Annotated in this window: 26 protein-coding genes; 1 reads left to right on the top strand and 25 read right to left on the bottom strand. The window is 62.9% G+C overall.

The features are described 5' to 3' along the window. Positions 1–50 precede the first annotated feature (50 nt). From ACL9RI_RS22560 to flgB, 9 genes are read right to left on the bottom strand one after another with little or no spacing between them, the layout of a single operon-like run. Positions 51–434: a flagellar biosynthesis protein FlgJ gene (locus ACL9RI_RS22560; protein ID WP_422728726.1), complete on the bottom strand. Its 384-nt coding sequence runs from the start codon at positions 432–434 to the stop codon at positions 51–53. Further along, positions 431–1,543, bottom strand: a complete 1,113-nt coding sequence (locus ACL9RI_RS22555; RefSeq protein ID WP_422728725.1) for a flagellar basal body P-ring protein FlgI — start codon at positions 1,541–1,543, stop codon at positions 431–433. The genes ACL9RI_RS22560 and ACL9RI_RS22555 overlap by 4 nt, the downstream gene beginning before the upstream one ends. 9 nt (positions 1,544–1,552) lie before the next feature. Next, the gene (flgH, locus tag ACL9RI_RS22550) at positions 1,553–2,233 is read right to left on the bottom strand and encodes a flagellar basal body L-ring protein FlgH (protein WP_422728724.1); all 681 of its coding nucleotides are present in this window, start codon (positions 2,231–2,233) and stop codon (positions 1,553–1,555) included. Further along, positions 2,233–3,021, bottom strand: a complete 789-nt coding sequence (gene flgG / locus ACL9RI_RS22545) for a flagellar basal-body rod protein FlgG (protein ID WP_422728723.1) — start codon at positions 3,019–3,021, stop codon at positions 2,233–2,235. The genes flgH and flgG overlap by 1 nt, the downstream gene beginning before the upstream one ends. A 29-nt stretch (positions 3,022–3,050) precedes the next feature. Continuing rightward, positions 3,051–3,779, bottom strand: coding sequence for a flagellar basal body rod protein FlgF (locus ACL9RI_RS22540; protein ID WP_422728722.1), 729 nt, complete (start codon positions 3,777–3,779; stop codon positions 3,051–3,053). A 26-nt stretch (positions 3,780–3,805) separates the two neighbouring features. Then, positions 3,806–5,068, bottom strand: coding sequence for a flagellar hook protein FlgE (locus ACL9RI_RS22535; protein ID WP_422728721.1), 1,263 nt, complete (start codon positions 5,066–5,068; stop codon positions 3,806–3,808). Between the two features lie 51 nt (positions 5,069–5,119). After that, positions 5,120–5,776, bottom strand: coding sequence for a flagellar hook capping FlgD N-terminal domain-containing protein (locus ACL9RI_RS22530; protein ID WP_422728720.1), 657 nt, complete (start codon positions 5,774–5,776; stop codon positions 5,120–5,122). A gap of 3 nt (positions 5,777–5,779) precedes the next feature. After that, a complete protein-coding gene (gene flgC, locus ACL9RI_RS22525) occupies positions 5,780–6,190 on the bottom strand; it encodes a flagellar basal body rod protein FlgC (protein ID WP_422728719.1) in 411 nt (136 codons plus the stop codon). Positions 6,191–6,198: 8 nt separating this feature from the next. Then, on the bottom strand, positions 6,199–6,561 hold the full coding sequence (gene flgB, locus ACL9RI_RS22520; protein WP_183739112.1) for a flagellar basal body rod protein FlgB: 363 nt from the start codon (positions 6,559–6,561) through the stop codon (positions 6,199–6,201). Between the two features lie 288 nt (positions 6,562–6,849). Here flgB and flgA point away from each other — a divergent pair, with 288 nt between their 5' ends. Beyond that, positions 6,850–7,461, top strand: coding sequence for a flagellar basal body P-ring formation chaperone FlgA (gene flgA, locus ACL9RI_RS22515; RefSeq protein ID WP_422728718.1), 612 nt, complete (start codon positions 6,850–6,852; stop codon positions 7,459–7,461). Here flgA and ACL9RI_RS22510 read toward each other — a convergent pair whose 3' ends face one another. The 16 genes from ACL9RI_RS22510 to fliF all read right to left on the bottom strand — a co-directional run bounded on the left by ACL9RI_RS22510 (position 7,462) and on the right by fliF (position 20,885). Continuing rightward, the gene (locus tag ACL9RI_RS22510) at positions 7,462–8,220 is read right to left on the bottom strand and encodes a glycoside hydrolase family 73 protein (protein ID WP_422728717.1); all 759 of its coding nucleotides are present in this window, start codon (positions 8,218–8,220) and stop codon (positions 7,462–7,464) included. Then, complete coding sequence (flgN, locus tag ACL9RI_RS22505; RefSeq protein WP_422728716.1) at positions 8,207–8,659, bottom strand: flagellar export chaperone FlgN; 453 nt, start codon at positions 8,657–8,659, stop codon at positions 8,207–8,209. The genes ACL9RI_RS22510 and flgN overlap by 14 nt, the downstream gene beginning before the upstream one ends. Next, the gene (flgM, locus tag ACL9RI_RS22500; RefSeq protein WP_422728715.1) at positions 8,656–8,946 is read right to left on the bottom strand and encodes a flagellar biosynthesis anti-sigma factor FlgM; all 291 of its coding nucleotides are present in this window, start codon (positions 8,944–8,946) and stop codon (positions 8,656–8,658) included. The genes flgN and flgM overlap by 4 nt, the downstream gene beginning before the upstream one ends. Before the next feature lie 16 nt (positions 8,947–8,962). Beyond that, on the bottom strand, positions 8,963–10,021 hold the full coding sequence (locus tag ACL9RI_RS22495; RefSeq protein ID WP_422728714.1) for a flagellar motor protein MotB: 1,059 nt from the start codon (positions 10,019–10,021) through the stop codon (positions 8,963–8,965). Continuing rightward, positions 9,948–10,862, bottom strand: coding sequence for a flagellar motor stator protein MotA (gene motA / locus ACL9RI_RS22490; protein ID WP_183676430.1), 915 nt, complete (start codon positions 10,860–10,862; stop codon positions 9,948–9,950). The genes ACL9RI_RS22495 and motA overlap by 74 nt, the downstream gene beginning before the upstream one ends. 68 nt (positions 10,863–10,930) lie before the next feature. Beyond that, positions 10,931–11,674, bottom strand: a complete 744-nt coding sequence (locus ACL9RI_RS22485) for a FliA/WhiG family RNA polymerase sigma factor (RefSeq protein ID WP_422728713.1) — start codon at positions 11,672–11,674, stop codon at positions 10,931–10,933. Positions 11,675–11,713: 39 nt separating this feature from the next. Next, positions 11,714–12,193, bottom strand: a complete 480-nt coding sequence (locus ACL9RI_RS22480; protein ID WP_422728712.1) for a flagellar basal body-associated FliL family protein — start codon at positions 12,191–12,193, stop codon at positions 11,714–11,716. Continuing rightward, positions 12,193–13,467, bottom strand: coding sequence for a flagellar hook-length control protein FliK (locus ACL9RI_RS22475; protein ID WP_422728711.1), 1,275 nt, complete (start codon positions 13,465–13,467; stop codon positions 12,193–12,195). The genes ACL9RI_RS22480 and ACL9RI_RS22475 overlap by 1 nt, the downstream gene beginning before the upstream one ends. Next, positions 13,464–13,781, bottom strand: a complete 318-nt coding sequence (locus ACL9RI_RS22470) for a hypothetical protein (protein WP_422728710.1) — start codon at positions 13,779–13,781, stop codon at positions 13,464–13,466. Before ACL9RI_RS22470 ends, ACL9RI_RS22475 begins: the two co-directional genes overlap by 4 nt. Continuing rightward, entirely contained in the window at positions 13,774–14,163 is a 390-nt protein-coding gene (gene fliS, locus ACL9RI_RS22465; RefSeq protein ID WP_422728709.1) for a flagellar export chaperone FliS, read from the bottom strand. The genes ACL9RI_RS22470 and fliS overlap by 8 nt, the downstream gene beginning before the upstream one ends. A 59-nt stretch (positions 14,164–14,222) precedes the next feature. After that, on the bottom strand, positions 14,223–15,623 hold the full coding sequence (gene fliD, locus ACL9RI_RS22460; protein ID WP_422728708.1) for a flagellar filament capping protein FliD: 1,401 nt from the start codon (positions 15,621–15,623) through the stop codon (positions 14,223–14,225). Positions 15,624–15,712: 89 nt separating this feature from the next. Next, positions 15,713–16,150, bottom strand: coding sequence for a flagellar export protein FliJ (locus ACL9RI_RS22455; protein ID WP_422728707.1), 438 nt, complete (start codon positions 16,148–16,150; stop codon positions 15,713–15,715). Between the two features lie 8 nt (positions 16,151–16,158). Further along, on the bottom strand, positions 16,159–17,469 hold the full coding sequence (gene fliI / locus ACL9RI_RS22450; RefSeq protein WP_422728706.1) for a flagellar protein export ATPase FliI: 1,311 nt from the start codon (positions 17,467–17,469) through the stop codon (positions 16,159–16,161). Beyond that, positions 17,466–18,155: a flagellar assembly protein FliH gene (fliH, locus tag ACL9RI_RS22445; protein WP_300755288.1), complete on the bottom strand. Its 690-nt coding sequence runs from the start codon at positions 18,153–18,155 to the stop codon at positions 17,466–17,468. The genes fliI and fliH overlap by 4 nt, the downstream gene beginning before the upstream one ends. Next, positions 18,152–19,192, bottom strand: coding sequence for a flagellar motor switch protein FliG (locus ACL9RI_RS22440; RefSeq protein ID WP_183676440.1), 1,041 nt, complete (start codon positions 19,190–19,192; stop codon positions 18,152–18,154). The genes fliH and ACL9RI_RS22440 overlap by 4 nt, the downstream gene beginning before the upstream one ends. Then, positions 19,170–20,885, bottom strand: a complete 1,716-nt coding sequence (gene fliF / locus ACL9RI_RS22435) for a flagellar basal-body MS-ring/collar protein FliF (protein ID WP_422728705.1) — start codon at positions 20,883–20,885, stop codon at positions 19,170–19,172. The genes ACL9RI_RS22440 and fliF overlap by 23 nt, the downstream gene beginning before the upstream one ends. Positions 20,886–20,892: the final 7 nt, after the last annotated feature.

Below are 20,892 nucleotides of genomic sequence, written 5' to 3'. Positions count from 1 at the left end.
TGGAAGCTGCGCCTGGCCATGAATCGTCGTTACTGACTACAGGCGACGTATCAAACGGATTTATTAAGCGCGGATGCAATATTGTCGGATTTGACTGGCGTTGCCACCGTGTTTGTGGCTGGCAGCAGTTGGCGCAGTATCGCGTCGGCGATGCCGAAGGCGCGCTGGCCGGCCATCTTGTCGGCCACCAGGTTGTCGGCCATTTCCAGCATGTCGCTGTTGACGGGGTCCTTGTAGACGCTGTCTTCGCCCGCCATCTCGCGCGTGCCCGAACGCATCTGGCGCAGCATGTGCGAGATGAAGAACGCTTCAAACTTCACGGCTGCCTCGGTGGCCTTGGCCGCATAGCGCGGATCGGCCGGCGTGGCGGCAGCGATGCTCTTGTCGTCGAGCGACGAGGGCAGCGCGCCGTTGCTGTCGTTGATATTGATCATATGACTACCAGTTCTCCTTCGATGGCGCCAGCCTGGTCCAGGGCTTGCAAGATGGCCATGACATCGTCGGGCGAGGCGCCCAGGCTGTTGACGACATCGATGATCGATTGCAGCTTGGCGCCGGCCGGCCAGTTGAACATATTGCCGTTGCCCTGGTCGACCGAGACTTTCGATTGCGGCGTGACGGTGGTCTGGCCGCGGCCGAACGGCGCCGGCTGGCTGACGGCCGAGCTTTCGGAGATCACTACTTTCAGCGAGCCATGCGTGACGGCGGCCGCTTTGACGCGCAAGCCTTCGGCGATGACGACCGTGCCGGTGCGCGAATTGAAGACGACTTTTGGCGTATCGGCGCCCACGTCGATGCTCAAGGCTTCCAGCTTGGCCATGAAGGCCACGCGCTGGGTCGGATTTTCCGGCGCCAGCACTTCCACGCTGGTGGCGTCGCTGGTGGTGGCGACGGCGCCGAAGCGGCGATTGACGGCTTCGACGATATTGGTCGCCGTTTCAAAGTGCGGATGGCGCAAATTCAGGGTCACGGTCGGCTTGGTCGAAAAATCGCTGATGATTTCGCGCTCAATATTGCCGCCGTTGGGAATGCGGCCCGAGGTGGGCGTGTTGACGGTGACGGACGAACCGCTCTTGCCGGTGGCGTTCAGGCCGCCGACCACCACGTTGCCTTGCGCCAGTGCATAGACCTCATTGTCGGCCGCGCGCAGCTGGGTCAGCAGCAAGGTGCCGCCACGCAAGCTTTTCGCATCGCCCAGCGACGACACGGTGACGTCGATCGCCTGGCCACGGCGGTAGCCGGGCGGAAACACGGCGCTGACCATGACGGTGGCCACGTTCTTGCTTTTCGAATCGATACCATCCGGCATTTTCACGCCGAATTGCTTGAGCATATTGAGTACGGACTGGCTGGAAAACTTCACCTGGGTGCTGTCGCCGCTGCCGTTCAGGCCGACGACCAGGCCGTAGCCGACCAGGGGGTTGTCGCGTACGCCTTCGATGCTGACCAGGTTGCGCAGCACTTGCGCGGCCGTGGCCGGCAGGGACAGGCCGCTCAGGGCGGCCAGCAAGGCTGCCAGGGGCAGGGCGGAGCGAAATTTCATGATGTCACCTTAAAACGGCATCCATGGACCGACGAAGAAGCGCGTCAGCCAGCCTGGTGTATTGGCTTCGGCCAGGGTGCCCTGGCCGGAATAGGCGATCCGCGCATTGGCGATGCGCAAGGACGACACCTGGTTGTTCGAATCGATGTCGGCCGAGCGCAGGTAGCCGCGCAGGCGCACGAATTCCTCGCCCTGGTTCAGGGTCAGCGTCTTTTCGCCCTGTACCCGCAGCAAGCCGTTCGGCAGCACTTCCTGCACGATCACGGTAATCGCGCCAGACAGCGCATTTTGCTGCGTGCTGGTCGAATCGCCGGCAAAATTGCGGTTGGCGCCCAGGTCCAGCCCGGTCTTCGGCAGGGTTTTGCCCAGCACGTTGGCGGCCTGGATGCCCACGCTGGAACCCTTGTTGAACGAGGTGCCCGCCTTCTTGCTGGCCTGCGTGGTTTCCTGCAGGGCCACGGTGACCACATCGCCCACGCGGAAGGCGCGGCTGTCCGAGGTCAGCGCCAGGCCGGCATCGGGATTGAAGACGCCGCCGGCGACACCGCCGCGCGCCGTGCTGCGCGGCGCCAGCGGCAGCGGTTCGTCCGAGAAGCTGGGCGGCACCGGCACCGGCGCCGGCGGACGGCTGGCGCAGCCAGCCGTCAACACCAGCAGCAGGATTGCCGCAGTGTTCAGTGCGGGTTTCATCAGCGTGCCGCTTGCGACAGGTATTGCAGCATGTTGTCGGCGGCCGACAGCACCTTGGTGTTCATTTCATAGGTGCGTTGCGCCGCGATCATGTCGACCATCTCTTCGACCACCTGCACGTTCGAGCCTTCCAGCGCAAACTGCTTGATCTTGCCCAGTGCGCCTTCGCCCGGCACGCCTTCGGTCGGCGCGCCGCTGGCGGCGGTTTCCTGGAACAGGTTTTCGCCCAGCGCCTGCAAACCGGTCGGATTGATGAAGTTGGTCAGGGTCAGCTGGCCCAGCGGCGTGGCGGCGACGTTGCCTGGTACGGTGGCCGAGACCTGGCCGTTTTCGCCGATGGTGATGCCGGTGGCGTTGTTCGGGATGGTGATCTGCGGCACCAGCGGCAAGCCCTGGGCGTTGACCAGCACGCCGTTTTCATTCATGGTCAGCTGGCCGGCGCGCGTGTAGGCCGCTTCGCCGTTCGGGCGCAGCACTTGCAGGAAACCGTTGCCGGTGATGGCCACGTCCATGTCGCGGCTGGTCGTTTGCAGGCTGCCGGTGGTAAATACCTTTTGCGTGCCGACCATGTGCGTGCCGTTACCCAGCTGTACGCCCGATGGCGACAGGGTATTGTCGGCGCGCTGCGTGCCCGGCTGCTGGTCGACCTGGTAAAACAGGTCTTCGAAGACGACGCGGTCGCGCTTGAAGCCCACCGTGTTGACGTTGGCCAGGTTGTTGGCGATCGCCTGCAGTTTTGCATCTTGTGCCTGCACGCCGGTCTTGCTGATCCACATTGCTGGATTCATGGTTTCTTCCTTTAGATTCGTCAGGTGGATCAGGCGCCAAGCAGGCGGTTGCCCGATTGGGTCATGTCATCGCTGGCCTTGAAGATTTTCATCTGCATTTCAAAGCTGCGGTTCAGGCTCATGGTGGCAACCATTTCCTCGACGGCAGAAACGTTGCTGCCTTCCAGGTGGCGGTCGCTCAGGCGCACCGTCGGGTCGGCCTGCAAGTCTTCGCCATTGCGCGCCACCACCAGGCCCGCCTCGTTCTTGGTCAGCTCGCCCGTTTCGGCGTTGACCAGCTTGAGCTTGTCGATGATCTGCATTTGCGCACTGCCCGGCACCTGCACCGAAATCGTGCCGTCGACGCCGATGGAGACGCTGCTGTTCTCAGGCAAGGTGATCGGACCACCTTCGCCCAGCACGGCACGGCCATTGATGCTCAAGGTGCCATTCTCGTCCAGGTTCATGGCGCCGGCGCGCGTGTAAGCCTCGCCGTTTTGCCATTGCACCGTCAGAAAGCCGTTGCCGACAATCGCCACATCGAGATCGCGCCCGGTTTCCTTCAGGGTGCCGCTGCGCGTGGTGATCGCGCTCGACTGCGTTTGCGCCATGTGGCGGTCGTCGTAGCCATAGCCGTTCTGCAAGGGCTGGGCAGTCGATACCTCCAGATTGGCGCGAAAGCCGCTGGTCTCGATATTGGCCAGGTTGTTGGCGTGTACCTGCTGTGCCCGCAGGGCGCGGTCGGCCCCGCTCATGGCGGTGTAAATCAGCGCATCCATCGTGCTTTATCCTTGAGTGACGGGCATTACAACGCTTGCATCAGCGACTGCAGCATGGCGCTTTCGGTCGAGATGACCTTCGAGTTGGCCTGGTAGTTGCGTTGCGACGTCATCAGGCCGACCAGCTCGGAGGTGATGTCGACGTTCGACTGTTCGAGCGAGCTGGTGGCCAGTTTGCCGGACATGCCGACACCCGGACGGTCGTACAGCGGGCTGCCGGAGGTGGTCGAGGCGATCCAGCTGGTGTCGTTGACCGGCGTCAGCGCGCCTTCGTCGGCGAAGTTGGCCAGGGCGATGGTGCCGATGTTCTGTTTCGAGCCGTTCGAGTACTTTGCCACCAGCGAGCCGTCATTGGCCAGTTCCACGCCCATGTAGGTGCCCGAAGCGTAGCCGTTCGGCTGGTCTGTCGAGGTGGTCGCCTCACCAGCGAATTGCGTGGTGCCGTTGTAGTCGATGCCAAACGCGAGCACGGCTGCGCCAGGAATGGCGTTGCTGGTCAGGGCCACGTTGGCAAACGTGGGGACCCAGTCGCTCGGCGTCGGGGTGCCGGCTGGCACGGCATTGGTTGGACCGTCGCCATTCACCGTGGCCAGCTGGCCCTTGGCGTCGAAGGTCAGCTTGGTCGGGTTGGGCGTGCCGGCCGCCAGCGGGCCATCGTCGAGCGTGTAGTACACGTCGACGCTGCTTGGGCCGGTCTTGACGAAGTACTGGCTCAAAGGGTGCTTGGCGCCCAGCGAATCGTACAGCACGGACGTTTTCAGGCTGTTATAGGTTTGATTGTCGGTCTTGCTGAAGGTGCCAGTCTTGACGGCCCAGTCGGCGGACATATTGGACGTGTAGGTCAGTTTGTCGCTGGCCTGTGCTGGAATCTGGCCGGTTGGAATCTTCAGGTCGCCCAGCGGGCCCAGGGCGGTCGAGCCGGGAATCGCGGCATAGCCTTGCACCATCTTGCCATTCGAATCGACCAGGTAGCCGGAGTTGCTGGCAGAGAAAATGCCGACGCGGCTGTAGCTGAGGGTGTTTTGCGCATCGCGCGAAACGAAGTAGCCGCGGCCGTCGATGGCGGCGTCGAGCGCGCGGCCCGTGTTCAGCACGCCGCCGTTGAGCGACATGTTTTGCGTGACCGAACCGATTTCCGTCCCTGTCGCGCGCGAACCGGCATACATCGAGGAAAAGTTGGCGCGGCTGCTCTTGAAACCATAGGTGCCGGCGTTGGCGATATTGTTACTGGTGCTGTTGAGCTGTTGGTTGATGGCCTGGATGCCGGACAGCGCGATGTCGAAACTCATGTTGACTTCCTTTAATGGAGGACGGGATTAGGATGGGCAGGTAGCCGCGGATCAGCTTGTTTTACCGTTGAAGCCGGTGATGGCGCCAGGGTTGATGTCGCCGACGTTGGCGATGTTCAAGACCATGCTGCCGGTCGACGACAGGCGCACGTTGTTGAGCTTGCCGGTGATGTCGACGGTGGGCTTGTCGCCGCTGCTGGTCGTGACCGTCATCGTGTAGTTACCTGCAGGTATGCCCAACGCGACCGGGTCGATCGTGAACGGCACGGTGCCGGCAGCCTTCGAGCCCAGTTCAATCGTGTATTCCTTGTCGTCGCTGCCCTTGAGCGTGACGGTGGTCTGGTTGCTGTTGGCGGTCAGTGCAATGCTGGCGTTGACCTTGCTGCTGTCGAGTTGCACATTGGGGGTGTTGACCGTCACTTCGGAGCCGACCTGGGCGCCCAGTGCCAGTACCTGCATCGATTGCAGTACGCTGGCGTTGGAGCTGGTCAGCGCAGCCATATTCTGGATCGCCTCGGTTTGCGCCTGCTGCGTCAGCTGATTGACGAACTGGCTGGGATCGGTAGGGGCGAGCGGATCCTGGTTCTTGATTTGCGCTACCAGCAACTTGGTAAACATGTCCTGGGTGGCATTGTTTTGCGATTTGACGGCATCGCTGCTGTTGCCACTGCCGCTGCCATTGTTATTCGTAAAGAGATTGGTTTCCATGGCTTATGCTTCACCTAATTTGAGTAGAGATTGCTGCATCGACTTGATGCGGCCCAGAACTTCGACATTCGTCTCAAACGCCCGCGAAGCCGACATCATGTCGGTCATCTCGGCCACCTGATTGACATTCGGGTAAAACACCATGCCGTCGGCGTTGGCCATCGGATGGCCCGGTTCATACACCCGGCGCAGCGGTTCGTCGCTTTCAACCACGTCCATCACCTGGACCTGGCCACCGGTATTGCCGTCGCCACTCATGACGGCCGTAAATACCGGTTTGCGCGCGCGGTAGGTTTCGCCTTCGGAACCGGCCACGGAATCGGCATTGGCCAGGTTGCTGGCGACAGTATTGAGGCGCACGGTTTGCGCCGCCATCGCCGAACCGGCGATCTTGGAAATATCCTGGAAACTCATGACTGTCCTTATTGTCCGGCGATGGCCTTGGCCAGACCTTTGATTTTCATGTTGACGAAAGTCAGGCTGGTCTGGAAGTCGGTGGCATTCTGTGAGAATGCCGCCTGTTCGACGCCGATCTCGACGGTGTTGCCGTCGCGGCTGGGGTGGTAGGGAACGCGGTACAGGGCGCTGGCGTCATCGTCTGTCGACAGCAGGCCGGCGCTATTGTCCTGCAACTGCTGCAGGGCGCTGCCGAAATCCATATCCATGGCCTGGAAACCCGGTGTGTTCTCATTGGCGATATTGGCCGCCAGCACGCGTGTACGGTCGGCGCGCAAGTGCAGTGCATCGCTATGCACGCCCAATGCTTCCTTGAAATTAATCCCCATGGTCTTCCCTTGTGTTGAATGCGTACGCGCTGTTGCAGTTTGGGCTTAAAAATAGCTGAGGCGGAGTAAAATGCCTGCCAAGTCGTGTTGACGCATGGTAAGGTCATGCCGCTTCAGTATCTTTGATTAAGGTTAGCAATGACTCATTTCGACAACTCTGTCGTGACATCCAACAAGGCGCGGCATCTGCACATACTGATCCCAAGCCTGTTTTTACTGACCAGCCTCTATAGTAGTGCAGGACGCGCAGAATTGCCAGCCGACAATATATTTTTAAGAACAGAACAGTTGGCGCGTGAGCAATTGGCGCAACAAGCGAGTGCAGCCGGCCTGCTGGAGCCGCAATTTCAGGTTGCTGTCATCAAAACGTCACGCGTGATGCCGGCCTGCGCCGCACCCGTCACGCTGGAACTTGCCGATAGCCGCGTGCCGCAGCGCATGCGCTTTGTCGCTGCCTGCCCGGGCGCCGGCGGCTGGCGCTATGACATCCTGGTGCGCAGCAGCATCACGGCCAGGGTGGCCGTCACCAGCGTCCCCGTGACGGCCAATACGCCCTTGCAGGCGGCCGACATGACCCTGGCGCGGCACGATGTGACCTTGATACCGGACAGTATTTCTTCACTGCCTGGCGTAGTGGGACTGACCAGCAAGCGCAGCTTGCGCGCTGGCGAAGTGTTGCGCCAGAGCCAGCTGGCGTCGGCCGTGCTGGTCAAGCGGGGCAGTGCGGTCAGCATCGTCGCGCGCAAGGAACTGGTGGAAGTGAGCATGGCCGGCGAGGCCATGGACCCTGGCGCGCAAGGGGAAATCATTCGCGTGCGCAACGCCACCAGCGGCACGCAGATACGCGCCAGGGTGGTCGATGCGGGCGTGGTCGAACCGGTCGAAATTCCGGGGCGCTGATCAGTCGCCGGCCGGCGCGCTGCGCTGCAGGCGCGTGGCCAGCTGGGTCAGCTTGCTTGCATAGTTGGGATCGGTGGCATAGCCGCCGCGCGCCAGACCCTGCGCAAACGCTCCTGCATTGCTGCCCGTATTGAGGGCGCTGCGATAGCGCGGATTATCGAGCAGCACTTGCGCATAATCACGGAAGGCGCTGGCCTGGTCGGGATAGCTGCGGAAGCGTTCGGTTTTTTTCAGGGCCGTGCCGCTCGCGCCTTCATATTCCGTGGTCAGGGCAGTGGTCACGTCGCCTTGCCATTTGCCGTTCGCCTTGATGCCGAACAGGTTATTGGTATCCGAACCTGAACTTGACTGGCGCAGCGGGTGCTGGCCCCAGCCCGATTCCAGTGCCGCATGGGCGGCCACGACCTCGGGCGCCACGCCCAGGCGCGCGCCGGCTTCCTCGGCCCATGGCTTGATGGAAGCGAGAAATTGCTGCTGCACTTCGCTGATCTCGCCGCCCTGATTGATATTGCCCAGCACATTGGTGGACTGGCTCTGGTCCAGATAGGCGCGACCCTGCGGGCTCAAGGTGGTCGCGGCGCCGCCGCCGCCCTGCTCAATGAAGCGGGCCACTTCGCCCTGCACCTGCTGGAACACGCTATTGAAACTGCCGCTGGAAGCGGTCGCCGTAGTGGCGCGCATATTGCTTTGAATGGCGGCCGTCGCTGTCGTGGCCTGGGTTGCCATGGTATTGCTGGTGAAAAAATCAGCCTGGCGCATACGTATGGTCCTCGCCGTGCAGCACTCTTTGCATGGTGCTGTACTGTTCCGTTAAAAATTCGCTGTTGCGTGCACTCAGGCGCTTGCATTCCAGTACCATTTGTTCCAGTGCGGCCCATTCGCTCACGGCTGCCGCCGCGCGCTCGGCCGGCAGCAGCGCGAACAGCTGCTGCATGTCCGGCTTCGGCCCCAGCAGGGCAGTGGCCAGGCTGACCCGCTGGCGGCGCCGGCCATCGAGGCGCTCGACGGCGGCGACGACCTGCTCGGCCAGCACGGCCAATTGTGCATTCTGGTGGCGCAAGATCGATTGAAACTGCTCCTCGAGCAGGGCGCGCAATGCCACATACGCCTGGCTATCGTCAGCGATGCCTTGCAATACGCGCTGCAGCGCTTCCTGGCGCGTGATGCCCTTGCGTGGTGTGTTCAGGATGGCGCTCACGATTCACCGCCGTGAAAGCGCTGGATCAGTCCCGCCAGTTTCGAGGGATCGAACGGCAGTTCGCCCTTGGCCAGCGCATCGCGCAGCATCGCCACGCGCTCATGGTCGATCTCGGGCATGGCGCGCAGTGCAGCGATGGCAGGCTGCAGCACGGCCGACTGCATTTGCTCGCCCGCCGACGAACCGGGCGTGACGGCGCCGGCGGCAGCATTTTCCGCGATCGCCTCGGCGGGCGCCACGGCGCTGCTGCGCAGGCTGGCGCCGCTGGCTCCTGTGGAAATTTTCATACGTTGTCCCTTGCCTTTAATTTGCATTGTCGCCCCGTTCTTTCTTGGCCGGCAGGCCCAGCTTGTCGCGCAGGCGCTGCAGGGTTGCCGAGTCGGGCTCGGCCACTTCCAGGTCGTCGCCGTGGCCTTTCTGGCCTGCCATGCCGAACATGGCGGCGATGCTGTCGGCCTGGCCGCGCGTCAATATTAACAGTTCGATGCGGCGGTTGATGCCAGCGCTGGCATTTTTCACGTCCAGCGGCGCGCGGTCGGCCATGCCCACCACTTGCAGCACGCTGTCCGGATTCATGCTGCCAATCAATAACTGTGCGCGCGCTGACATGGCGCGGTTGGCCGACAGGGTCCAGTTTGAATAACCTTCATACCCGGTATTGGCGTATTGCATCGAATCCGTATGGCCGACGATCAGCATCTGGTTTTCCATCTGCGCAAACACGGGGCCCATTTCACGCAGCAATTTGCGGAAGCGGTCGGTCGGCACGGCGCTGCCGCGCACGAACATGCCTTGCTTGTCCGTGTCGTGCAGCATCACGCGCAAGCCGTAGGGCGTGATCACCGATTGCAGATTGCTCTTCAGGCCAGCTTCCTCGCTGAGCTTGTCGAGCGCGCGCGACAGCGTCAACAGGTCTTCCGGCGTCTGGTAATTCATTTTCGGCTGCGCTTGCGCCGTGCCGGCCTTGCCATCCTGCGACTTGTTGCCTTCCGTGCGCGTGTCGCCCATGCCTTTGCGCGGCATCGGGAAACGTTCGATCAGGCTGCCGCGCGGGCCGCCTTTCTGTTCCGGCATCACGCCCTGGCCTTCGCCCTGGCGGCTGCCTGCGGTGGCGTCCATCATGATTTCCTTCATCGCCTGCTGTTCGCGGGCCGCCATCAGCCACAGCACCAGGAACAGCGACAGCAGGGCCAGGCAAAAGTCGGCAAACGCTACCTTCCAGGCGCCGCCGTGACCATCGTCGTCGTGCTTGCGTCCGGCGCGCTTGATGATGGCCTGTTCATGTTTCTCATGCGGCTTTAGCACGGCGGCCTCCCCGGCCTTGGCCTTGCTCTTGTTCCGCGCCACCGTCTTCGAGCGCATTGATCCAGCTTTCCAGCTGGGCGAAGCTCGGCTTGATATTCAGCTGCACCAGGCGGCGGCCCGCATCGATCGCCAGCAGGGGCGGTTTGCCGGCCACGTGCGTGACCAGTACCACTTTCACGCATTCCATGGTCGAGCCTTCTTCACCGACCAGCTGTTTCATCATATTGCACATCGGATCGAGCACGCCGTAGCAAAAGAAGATGCCGATAAAGGTACCGACCATGGCGGCGCCCACTTTTTCTGAAATTTCCGCCGCATCGGCGCCATCGGCCACCGAATTCATGGCCATCACGATACCGAGCACGGCCGCCAGAATACCGAAACCCGGCATCGCTTCGGCGATCTTGTGCAGGGATTTCGACGGTTGCAGCAATTCTTCATGGATCGCTTCGAGTTCCTGTTCCAGCACGCCTTCGAGTTCATGCGCGTTGATCTTGCCCATGGCCATCAAACGGAAGTTGTCGACGATGAAGGCCAGCAGCTTCGGTTCTTCCAGTACCAGCGGATACCGCTGGAAGAGGGCGCTTTCACGCGGCGCTTCGACGTGGGCGTCGAGCGCCTTCAGGCCGCCGGCCGCCGTTTGCAGCAATTCATACATCAGCAGCAGCAACTGGCGCTGGAATTCCGAACCTTGTTTCTTGTGCGTCACGATCTTGCGCATCTGATGCAGCATTTCTGCCAGCACATGCTTGGGATTGCCCAGTACCAGGGCGCCCACGGCAGCGCCGATGATGATGATCAACTCGACCGGTTGCCAGATCGCGTGGACGGTGCCGCCCATCAGGGCAAAGCCTCCGAATACACATCCCATCACGATTAAGATACCGATAATTACCATGTCAACTGCCTTTCTGCGTCATTGTGGTGCTGCATCAATTTATGGATGGTGCTGCCTTGGCGTCCGCCTTATGCGTCCTTCAGCATGGCCTTCATCTTGCCCAGCGCCGTCTTGTTCAACTGGCAGACGCGGGCGTCGCTCAGGTCCAGTACGGCGGCAATTTCTTTATAGCTCAGTTCAAACTCGTAATACATCTGCACCACGCGCTGTTCCCGTTCGTCCAGCGCGCGCAGTGCCTGCTCCAGGCTGCGCCGCACCATCAGCTGCTCTTCGGGACTCGGTGCGCTGTCGGCCTGGCCCAGGCTTTCCTGCAGCACTTCGTCGAAACTGGCGATCAGCTCGGCGTTTTCCGCCAGCTGGTACTCTTGATACGCTTCCGGCGTCAGGTTCAGGGCCGCCATGATTTCCCCTTCCTGCGGCTCGCGCCCCAGGCGCCGCGTCAGGGCCCGCACGTTGTCGCGCAGGCGATGGCTTTCCTGGCGCACGGCGCGCGGCCGCCAATCCTGGCGCCGCAGCTCATCGAGGATGGCGCCGCGGATGCGCAGGCTGGCATAACTGCCGAAGGACTGGTCCGGCACGCCGTAGCGGCGCAGGGCTTCCAGCAGTCCCATCAGGCCGATCTGCTCCATGTCGTCGCGGTCGATGGCGCCCGACACCTGCGAATTGAGCTGGCGTACGATGCGCTTGACCAATGGCGAGTAGGCCAGCAAATGCTGCTGCTCTTCTGCAACGGTAAAGATGGCCGCGGCGGCGCTGGTTGCGGCGTACTCATCCGCGCCATACGCCTCCTGGTATTGCTCTACATAGGCCACGGGGTCTCCCACTAGGTCGGCTGGCGTGTTGGCGTAGGCTTATTCAATGATCAGCTTGCCTACCATGACTTCGGTAAACGGCTTTTCCATCTGTTCGCGCTCATAGCTGACATTGAAGGCCTTGTTGATCTGTGCGGCATACTCTTCCACCGTCATGCTTTGCGCCTTGTCTACCGGAAAGCTCGACAAGGTGCTGACGGCGATCGAACGCATCAACGGCAAGTGGTCCTTGGTCAGCTTTTCCTTTTCTTCGGTGGTGGCGATCACCAGGTCGGCCGACAGATAATGCGTTTCGGCATCGCCAGGCGCACGCCGCAGCATCACGATGATCTTGTCGAGCGTCAGGAACTTGCGCGCCTTCTTGCCGGTGGCCGGCGGTGGCGGGGCCTTGGCGTCGGCCGCCTCGGGGACGTGCGGTCCCACGGGCCTGGCCAGATACCACATGGCGCCGCCAGCCGCGCCGGCGGCCAGCACGGCCACCAGCAGAAAACCGCCGATCAGTTTGATTTTCATGTTCATCAGTATTGTTCCCGCTCATGCATGGCGAAGGTAGCGCTGTCCGGGGCGTCGTCGGAGAGGGCGCGGCCCGGTTCGTTGTCGTCTTGCTGGCGGCCCGGCTGACGCTGGCCACGTGCATCGTTGTCGGCAAAGGCCTGCGCGGCGGGACTGCGCGGCGTGGCGCTGATATTGACCGACACATCGGTGTACTGGCGCTGCGCCAGGTCGCTGCGCAGGTTGTCGCCGATGTTTTGCAGCTGGCGCAGCACTTCCGTGTTCGAGGCGGTCACGCTGACCTGCAAGCTGCCTGCCGTATGGCGGATGGCAATATCGATGCGGCCCAGCATGGGCGGATCGAGGCGGATCACCGCCGTTTCGCCGTTGCGTCCCACTTGCGTCTGCAGGCGGTCGCCCAGCGCTTCGCGCAGCGGCGCTTGCCACTGCTGGGCCGGACCATTCAGCTTGATCGTGTCGGCGGCCGGTGCGCCCGTTGCTGGTGCGCCCGTCAAGCCCTGGCTCGGCGTGCTGGAGGGGACCGGTTCGGCGGCGCGCTCGCCATCGCGCGCGGTGCTGGCGCCGGCGGTGGCCGCAGCGACAGGGGCAGCGGCGGCTGGCGTTGCCACCGGCCGGGCGTTACCCTGCGCCGCGTAGCTGTCGAATGGCGCGCCGCTCTTGTCGGAGGGAAGCGGATTGGCGGCGGCCAGCGGCTCGCGCGTGTCGCGGCCTGCCGGCGCGGCAGCCGCGTTGAGCGTGACCGCGGCAGGATGCATGCTGAGCACGAGGGCGGGATTCGATTGCGCCATGCTGACCTGGGACGGCGTTTGCGGCTGGGCTTGCGCCTGTGCCTGGGCCGGCGCGGGTGTTTCCGCCGGTGCCGGCAGCGGCAGGGCGATCACGGGCGCGGCCATGGCCGGCAGGCTGTTGTCGGCCTGGGTTGCCAGCGCCGCCGCGATATCGGCCGGTACGGCGCCGGTCTTGTCATCGGCCTTGTGCTCATCATTGGCCGCCTTGTCCGCCTCCGGCGCAACATTGGCCAGCACGTTCGCGGCAGCGCCGCCTGGTCCGGCGGCCGTTGCCTGGTTCATCACCTGGGCAAACAGCGACAGCGCGGCAGGGGCTGGTGGTGTCGATGGGCCAGAGCTGGCGGGCGCCGGGTTGCCGGACGCGCCAGTCAATGGCGCCACCGGCGCCGCTGGCGCATTGGTATTGACGGCAGGGGCAGCCGGCGTCGTGCTGGAACTGGCCGCGCTCAAACTGGCTGCGCTAAAACTGGCCGCGCTAAAGTTAATTATCATGCTCGATTCCCATCTGGATCGAGTTCGCCCACAACGGCGTAAGCGACCCAACCTTCTTTATTTGCCTGTAATGCGCCCAGGTGCAAACCAAGGCGCTCTTTTTCTTCAGAGCAAATTTTAACCGCTTGCGCGTAATTTTTGCGCAATTGCAACAATTCTGTTTGTTCTATTTCATTCCATGGCCCACGTGCGGCCAATAAAGGCAGGTTTTTTGCCAGGATGGCGGTCAGTTTTCCCAGCGCATCCCAGTCCGCCTGCGCAGTGGCCTGGGCGAATTGACGGCTCAGTTGCTGTAGTGCAGTGCGCCTAGGCATTGTTGGCCTGGACGCCGACCCAGCCGCGCTTGATGGTGGTCATCAGGGTCGTGACTTCATCGATCAGGGCCGGATCGAGCTTGATGCCGGCCGTGTACAGGCGCGCCACGCAGTAATCGTACAGGCGGGCCAGGTTGACGACGACTTCGCCGCCGTTGTCGAAATCGAGCGAGCTCGACAAGCCATTGATGATTTGCGTGCATTTGTCCAGGCTGATCGCCTTTTGTTCGTAGCGTTTGCCGACGATATGCCCGCGCGCGCGCGCCAGTTCTTCCAGCAAGCCATCCGTCAATACCAGCACCAGTTCGACCGGCGAGGCGCTGGCCGTCTGGGCATCGAGATTGATGGCGTGGTAATTGCCGTAAGCTTCATTGTTCAACATGTTTCTTTTCTCACTATGGTCACTGTTGATAAGGCGGCTGCGCTGCGGGCGAGTCCGCCTTAGGATTTATCGTTGCTGAACATGGCGTCAAACATGTCCGCGGTCTTGCTCATTTGTTCTTGCAGCACTTGCAGACGGGTGAATTGATCCAGGTAACGGTTGTAGGCGTTGTCATACTGCGCATTGAGCCTGTCCATGCTTTTGCTTAAGGTTTTTTGCAGGTTGTCCGAAGCGGCCAGGCGCTGGGTGATCTGGCCCTTGGTAATGTCGCTCCATTGGCCCAGTACGGCATTGAGCTTGCCCATCACGCCAGACGAGTTGACCAGGTTGTTATTGCCCAGGATTTTGTCCAGGCTGGCAGGATCGCTTGCCAGCTTGGTCGTCAGTTTTTTACTGTCGAGGGCGATGGAACCGTCGCGCTGCGCCGTGATGCCATACGACACCAGCGAGACGCCGCCCACGCCCACACGCAATGCATCGTTCATGCTCGAGCGCAAGGCATTGAGACCGGAATCGTGGGCGAAAATGCCTGGGGCCACATTTTTGGTCGGGTCGCCAGGGTCGGCCAGGCTATCCATCAAGCCTTTCAATTTGTTATACGCATCGACGAAGGTTTGCACATTGGCGATGGTGGCCGTGCTGTCCGTGGCGACGGTGACGGTAATCGGCGCGTCACCGGCCGCCATGGCCTTGGTGAACGTCATCTTCACGTCGGCCACGTTGGTAAAGGTATTCGATGCCTGGGTGATCTTGGTGCCCGTGCCCTGGCCGCCCAGCCAGACCACCGCGTCGGCGGCTGCCACCAGGGGTTTGGCGTTGTTGGTCAGCGCTGTCTTGAGCGGACTATCGGCCAGGCCGCTGGGGTCGAAGGCGGCGGCGTTTTCCTTGCCGGTCAGATTCGATGTCAGCACCAGTTGCGGCTGGCCATCGATGGTGATGATGGAGGCCGTCACGCGCGAGTTGTTATTGCTGTCGGCATTGATGGCGGTGGCGATGCCGGACAGCGACAGGGTGCCATCCGCATTCTTGCCGACGGTACTCAGATCGATGTTGAGCGCACCTGTATCGCTGCCCCCGAACTGGATCTTCAGGGTGCCGGTGTTGCTGGCGGCGTCCAGTTTGTCCAGGCCGCCATACGACGTCTGGGCGGCAGTGGCCAGCGCTTCGACAAAAAAGGAATACGTGCCTGGCTGGGCCTTGGGGCCCGCCGTTCCCGAGCCATAGGCCGTGTTGCTGAAGGTGGCTGCCTGGCTGAGCACGCTTTTATTCGATGTCATGGTCGACATCGCCGACTGGAACGCCGAAATGGCCGACTTCAGGCTGGTCAAGGCCGCCGAAGTATTGGTGGCGTTCGTCGCCTGCGTCGTCAGCGCGGTTTTTTGCGCAGCGACCAGATTGGTTGCCAGATTCTTGGCCGTGGTGATTGGATCGTAGGTCGGTGAAGTAATTACGTTTGCCATGCCAGACTCCAGAAGAAAGGGATATACCGGTACAAGGCGACCCCCATTCCCGTTTTGTGAAATTTTCCGCGAAGAAACTTACACAAAGTTCATTTTACCTGCCCGCGGAACCAGAATTGGGTCGCCAGATCATCTTGCCGCTTGGCATCGGTCCGACGTTGCTCATTTGCAACATGCTGCTGCTTTTGCGTCAGCACCTGGTCCAGCACTTCACGCTTGGCCCAGGCCGTATTGAGGGCGCGCTGCGAAACGGCCATATTGGCTTCGTGCAAATGCAAGTCCGTACGGTGCTGGTCGGCCAGTTGCATCACGGCTTGCTTGAAGTTGCCGCAGTTGACGGACAAGGCCAAGGGCAGGGCGCCGCTGGCGCCACTGTCGGTGTACAGGCCCGTCAGGCGCTCCAGGTTTTTCTGGTAGCGGTCGCGTACTGCCGTTTGCGCCGCCATGTCGCTTTGCAGGCGTTCGACCTCGGTGCTGCGCAGTCCCACCAGGGTGGTCAGGTTGCGGATGGTATGCGAGTCGCTCATGGGGTGGTCTAGGCCATCATTTGTTCAAGTTGTGCGATGCACGGCGCCATTGGCGCCGCTTCCTTGGTGCCCTGGCACAGAAAGGCCTCGATCTGCGGATGCAGCTGCACCGCCTTGTCGGTGACGGGATCGGCGCCAGGCACGTAGGCGCCCAGCGGGATCAGGTCGCGCACGCGCGCATGGCGCGCCATCGAGGCTTTCAGCGCCCGTGCCGACTGCTGGTGCTCGGGCGTGATCACCTGCGCCATGCAGCGGCTGATCGAGGCGGCGATATCGATCGCGGGGTAGTGGCCCCGTTCGGCCAGTTCGCGCGTGAGCACGATATGCCCGTCCAGGATCGCGCGCGCCGTATCGACCACCGGATCCTGCTGGTCGTCGCCTTCGGCCAGCACGGTATAGATGGCGCTCATGCTGCCATCTTCATGGGCGCCATTGCCGGCGCTTTCCACCAGTTGCGGCAAATTCGAAAAGACCGACGGCGGGTAGCCGCGCGTGGCCGGCGGCTCGCCCAGGGCCAGCGCCACTTCGCGCAAGGCCATCGCGTAGCGCGTCAGGGAGTCGACCAGCAGCAGCACGTGCTTGCCCTGGTCGCGGTAATGGGCGGCGATCGAGTGGCACAATTCGGTGGCCATGATGCGCATCAACGGCGATTCGTCGGCCGGGGCGATCACTAGCACGGCTTTTTTCAAGCCGTCTTCGCCGAGCGACTTTTCCACGAATTCGCGCACTTCGCGGCCCCGTTCGCCGATCAGGCCGACCACCACCACGTCGGCCACGGTCTGGCGCGTGATCAGGCCCAGCAGTACGCTTTTTCCCACGCCCGAACCAGCCATCAGGCCCACGCGCTGCCCCTTGCCCAGGGTCAGCATGCTGTTGATCGCGCGCACACCCACGTCCAGCGCTTCGACCACCGGCTGTTTTTTCAGGGGATTGATCTTGGGCGGCGTCACTTCGAGGATGTGCTCGCCACCGAGGCGGCCCAGGTCATCGATCGGTTCGCCCAGGCCATTGACCATGCGTCCCAGCCACGATGGCCCGATCTGCAGGCTGGCCTTGTCGGGCAGCGGCAGGACGCGCGCGCCGGTGGTCAGACCGGTGGCCTTCTTGAACGGCATCAAATACGACAGCTTGTCGCGGAAACCCACCACCTGCGCATCGAGCCATTCGCCATTTACGGTTTCAATCTGACAACGCTGGCCCGTGTGCAGCCGGCAGCCGGCGCTTTCCAGCAGCAGGCCGGAAGCGCCGACCAGGCGGCCGGTCGGGGTCGCGACCGGTATCTCGCCGATCTCGAAACTGCGCAGCGTGTCGGCGATCATGCAGGCGCGCCCTGGTCGGCATGTTCGGCGGCCAGCGCCAGGTGGCTGCTGACCTGGTCCATGCAGGCGGACAGGCGCTGATGGCAGCCCGCGTCGACTTCATTGTCGCCGGCCTTGATGCGGCATTCGCCGGCGTCCAGGCGCGCGTCGGCGATCAGGTTCCAGCGCTTGGCGCGCTTGGGATCGAGTTCGCTGATGCGTTTCAATTCTTCGGGGTTCAGGTAGACGTCGATTTCTTCGCGCGTGGGCGGCATCGAGGCCAGGGTTTCATCGACCAGGGCCAGCAGCTGCACCGGTTGCAGCGCCAGTTCGGCGCGGATCACCTGGCGCGCCACCTTGGCCACCAGGTCGACCACTTCCTTGCGCTGGGCGGCGCGGTAATCGGCGCGCACTTTTTTCAGGTCGCGCAAAATGGCATCGACCGGGCGCGCCAGCTTGTCCAGCGCCACCAGGGTTTCATTGCGGCCTTCTTCGCGGCCCTGCGCCACGCCGTCGCTGCGGCCGGCGTCATAGCCGTCCTGCTGGCCTTGCACCAGGCCCACTTCATAGCCGTCGCGCTGGCCCTGTTCAAAGCCTTCCGAGACGGACGCCTGCCACTGGCCGTCCGTGTCCTCGTTCGAGGCGCGCTGGCCGGCCGCGATGAATTGCGACAGCGGCGGAAAGCGGTAGGAGCGGAAGTGCTTCATTCGATCACCGCTTCGGCAAACAGTTGTACTTCGATTTCGCCGGCGTCGGCCAGGCCCTTGACGGTGGCCATGATTTCCTGGCGCGTCTGTTCGATGCGCGACAGCGGCACGGGGCCGGAGCGGCGCATCATGTCTTCGAAGCTTTGTGCCTGACGGCGCGGCATGGTTTTCAGCACGGCATCGCGCACGGCCGGTTCCGCGCCCTTGAGGGCAATCGCCCACTGTTCCATCGGCACGTCTTCCAGGATGCGCGTGAGCGTGACATCGCTCTGCGTGGCCAGGATCAGGAAGTCGTACATGCTCAGTTCGATTTCCGACACCACTTCCGGATCGTGCGCGCGCAGCAGTTCCACCAGCGCCGTGCGGTTGCCCGGCATGCGGTTCAGGATCTCGGCCGCCTGGCGGATGCCTTCCACGCTGGTGCTTTGCGTGTCCAGCGTGCCCAGGCAGCGGCCCACCAGTTCATCGAGCTCGATCAGCAGGTCGCGGTCGATCTCGTCCAGGCGCGCCAGGTTCAGCAGCACCAGGTCGCGGCCTTCGACGGGCAGGGCGTCGAGGATCTGGCCGGCCAGTGCCGGCGGCAAAAAGGCCAGGAACACGGCTTGCATCTGCACGTGTTCGTTGACGATGTATTCGGCCAGCCATTTCGGCGAGGCCCACTGCAAACGCGCCATTTTCGGACGGATGGCGTCGCCGTAGATATTGTTGAGCACGCTATTGGCGATATCGCTGCCCAGCGCCATGTCCAGCGAGCGCTTCAGGTAGCTGCGCGAGGCGCCGTGCACGCCGCTTTGCTGGCGGTAATCGTCGAAGAAGGTTTGCATGGCCGTTTTCACCGCCTCGACCTTGATGCCGCTCATGCGCGACATCACTTGCGTCACTTCCAGCAACTCTTCGCGCGACAGGCAGCGCAGCACGCCGGCCGCCTGTTCTTCGCCTATGCTCAGCAGCACGATGGCCGCCTGTTCGACCGGGGTCAGGCTGACGCTTTCGTACTCGGGCGCGTCAGGAAAATTATTGTTGTTGAGTTCGGCCATTTTTCTGCATCCATTGTTTGACGACTTCGGCGACACGCTCGGGTTCTTTTTCCGCCAGCACTTTCAGGTGGTCGACCATCACGTCGACATCCGAGCCGGGCGGCGGCAAGTTGTAGTTTTCCAGCAGCGGCACCACCGGCATGCTGCCGCCGGCAGTGGCGCCTTCCAGCGCCGGTGCGCCGTTGGCGGCCAGTGCAGCGACGCCATCGGCACCCGCTGCCGTACCGCTGCCGGCGATCGCCAGGGCAGGGTCCAGTTGCTTGAGTGCAGGCGGCGCCAGGCGCGCCGTCAGCAGGCGCATCAAGGGGCGCAGGATCAGGAAGTAACCGAGCACGGCGCCCAGGGCGTACAGCAGCCAGCTGCTGAAATCGACGACGGTATCGCGCTCTTCCCACCATTGCGCCACGGGCGGCTTGGCCGGGAAGGCCAGGGCGGTCAGGCTCAGGCTATCGCCGCGCTGGGTGTTGATGCCCAGGCCGCTGCGCAACATCTTTTCGATATTGGCCAGCTCGGCCGGGGTCCAGCCGGCTTTCGCGTCCGGTGCGGCGGCGCTGTTCAGCACCACTGCCACGCTGAGTTTTTCCAGGCGGCCGCGGCTGCGCTTGATTTGCGTGATGCTGCGGTCGTAGGCGTACTGGCGGGTGGTGGCGTTCTTGCGGGCGGTGCCATCGTCGGGTGGCTTCGGCGCGCCATCGGCAGGCGCTGCGCCGGCGGCGTCGGTCGGCGCCGGCACGGCAGCGGCCGGCGGACGGTTCGACAGGCTGCCCGGGATGCCGGCCACGGTGCGGTTGCGTTCCTGCTCTTCGCGCATCGCTTCGCTGGTCACCTTCGGCGCTTCGCCGTATTTTTCCAGCGTTTCTTCGACCCGGTCATTGTCGACCGCGGCCGTCACGCTCAATTTGAAATTGTCTTCGCCGATCACGGGGCCCAGCAAGCCGGTGACGTTGCGGCGGATTTCATCCTGCACGCGCTTGGCCGCTTCATTGCCGGCGGCCGAGGCGTCGAAGCCGTCCGTCAGATCGATATGCGAAGAGAGCAGGTTGCCGGCCTGGTCGACCAGGCTGACGCGGGTCGGCGCCAGGCTGGCCACGCTGCCGGCCACCATATTGATCACCGCGGCGATCTGTTCCGGCGCCAGGGTGCGGCCCGGTTTCAGCGCCACCACGATCGAGGCGGACGACTTGTCGCCATCGCTGGCCACGAACGAGGTCGACTTGGCGATCGACAGATGCACGCGCGCCGAGGCGATCGCATCCATGGTCATGATGCTTTGCGCCAGCTCGCCTTCCAGGCCGCGGCGGAAGCGCACGTCCTGCACGAATTGCGACACGCCCAGCGGGTCGTTCTTGTCCATCAGTTCCAGGCCGGCCGGCAATTGCGCCGTCACGCCTTTCGAGGCCAGCATCATGCGCACGCGGCCCAGCATGGCGTCGGGCACCAGCACCTGGCCGCTGTCCGGATGCAGGCGGTAAGGGATGTGTTCGGCGTCCAGGGTCGCCATCATGTCCGTCACCGCCACTTTTTCGCGCGCGCCGAACACCGGCTTGTAATTGGCCTGGTCGCGCCAGAAATATACGGTCACCAGGGTGGTGATGCCAATGGCGAGCACCACTATGGGAACCAGGTTCTTCAGCAGGGCGGGCGGGATGGTGGGCTGGGCGCCAGGGCGCCAGCGCGCAAAGGCGGACTTCATGGTGGTT

Source organism: Janthinobacterium sp. Mn2066 (assembly GCF_049319705.1).
In the GTDB taxonomy this organism is placed as follows: domain Bacteria; phylum Pseudomonadota; class Gammaproteobacteria; order Burkholderiales; family Burkholderiaceae_D; genus Janthinobacterium.
The sequence above is the reverse complement of the archived record's forward strand: the minus strand, read 5'-3'. Positions and strand labels throughout refer to the sequence as shown.

Coding starts and splice junctions, on each gene's coding strand:
- ACL9RI_RS22560 (WP_422728726.1), bottom strand. CDS start 434: ATGATCAATATCAACGACAGCAACGGCGCGCTGCCCTCGTCGCTCGAC.
- ACL9RI_RS22555 (WP_422728725.1), bottom strand. CDS start 1,543: ATGAAATTTCGCTCCGCCCTGCCCCTGGCAGCCTTGCTGGCCGCCCTG.
- flgH (WP_422728724.1), bottom strand. CDS start 2,233: ATGAAACCCGCACTGAACACTGCGGCAATCCTGCTGCTGGTGTTGACG.
- flgG (WP_422728723.1), bottom strand. CDS start 3,021: ATGAATCCAGCAATGTGGATCAGCAAGACCGGCGTGCAGGCACAAGAT.
- ACL9RI_RS22540 (WP_422728722.1), bottom strand. CDS start 3,779: ATGGATGCGCTGATTTACACCGCCATGAGCGGGGCCGACCGCGCCCTG.
- ACL9RI_RS22535 (WP_422728721.1), bottom strand. CDS start 5,068: ATGAGTTTCGACATCGCGCTGTCCGGCATCCAGGCCATCAACCAACAG.
- ACL9RI_RS22530 (WP_422728720.1), bottom strand. CDS start 5,776: ATGGAAACCAATCTCTTTACGAATAACAATGGCAGCGGCAGTGGCAAC.
- flgC (WP_422728719.1), bottom strand. CDS start 6,190: ATGAGTTTCCAGGATATTTCCAAGATCGCCGGTTCGGCGATGGCGGCG.
- flgB (WP_183739112.1), bottom strand. CDS start 6,561: ATGGGGATTAATTTCAAGGAAGCATTGGGCGTGCATAGCGATGCACTG.
- ACL9RI_RS22510 (WP_422728717.1), bottom strand. CDS start 8,220: ATGCGCCAGGCTGATTTTTTCACCAGCAATACCATGGCAACCCAGGCC.
- flgM (WP_422728715.1), bottom strand. CDS start 8,946: ATGAAAATTTCCACAGGAGCCAGCGGCGCCAGCCTGCGCAGCAGCGCC.
- ACL9RI_RS22495 (WP_422728714.1), bottom strand. CDS start 10,021: ATGCGCTCGAAGACGGTGGCGCGGAACAAGAGCAAGGCCAAGGCCGGG.
- motA (WP_183676430.1), bottom strand. CDS start 10,862: ATGGTAATTATCGGTATCTTAATCGTGATGGGATGTGTATTCGGAGGC.
- ACL9RI_RS22480 (WP_422728712.1), bottom strand. CDS start 12,193: ATGAACATGAAAATCAAACTGATCGGCGGTTTTCTGCTGGTGGCCGTG.
- ACL9RI_RS22475 (WP_422728711.1), bottom strand. CDS start 13,467: ATGATAATTAACTTTAGCGCGGCCAGTTTTAGCGCAGCCAGTTTGAGC.
- ACL9RI_RS22470 (WP_422728710.1), bottom strand. CDS start 13,781: ATGCCTAGGCGCACTGCACTACAGCAACTGAGCCGTCAATTCGCCCAG.
- fliS (WP_422728709.1), bottom strand. CDS start 14,163: ATGTTGAACAATGAAGCTTACGGCAATTACCACGCCATCAATCTCGAT.
- fliD (WP_422728708.1), bottom strand. CDS start 15,623: ATGGCAAACGTAATTACTTCACCGACCTACGATCCAATCACCACGGCC.
- ACL9RI_RS22455 (WP_422728707.1), bottom strand. CDS start 16,150: ATGAGCGACTCGCATACCATCCGCAACCTGACCACCCTGGTGGGACTG.
- fliI (WP_422728706.1), bottom strand. CDS start 17,469: ATGATCGCCGACACGCTGCGCAGTTTCGAGATCGGCGAGATACCGGTC.
- fliH (WP_300755288.1), bottom strand. CDS start 18,155: ATGAAGCACTTCCGCTCCTACCGCTTTCCGCCGCTGTCGCAATTCATC.
- ACL9RI_RS22440 (WP_183676440.1), bottom strand. CDS start 19,192: ATGGCCGAACTCAACAACAATAATTTTCCTGACGCGCCCGAGTACGAA.
- fliF (WP_422728705.1), bottom strand. CDS start 20,885: ATGAAGTCCGCCTTTGCGCGCTGGCGCCCTGGCGCCCAGCCCACCATC.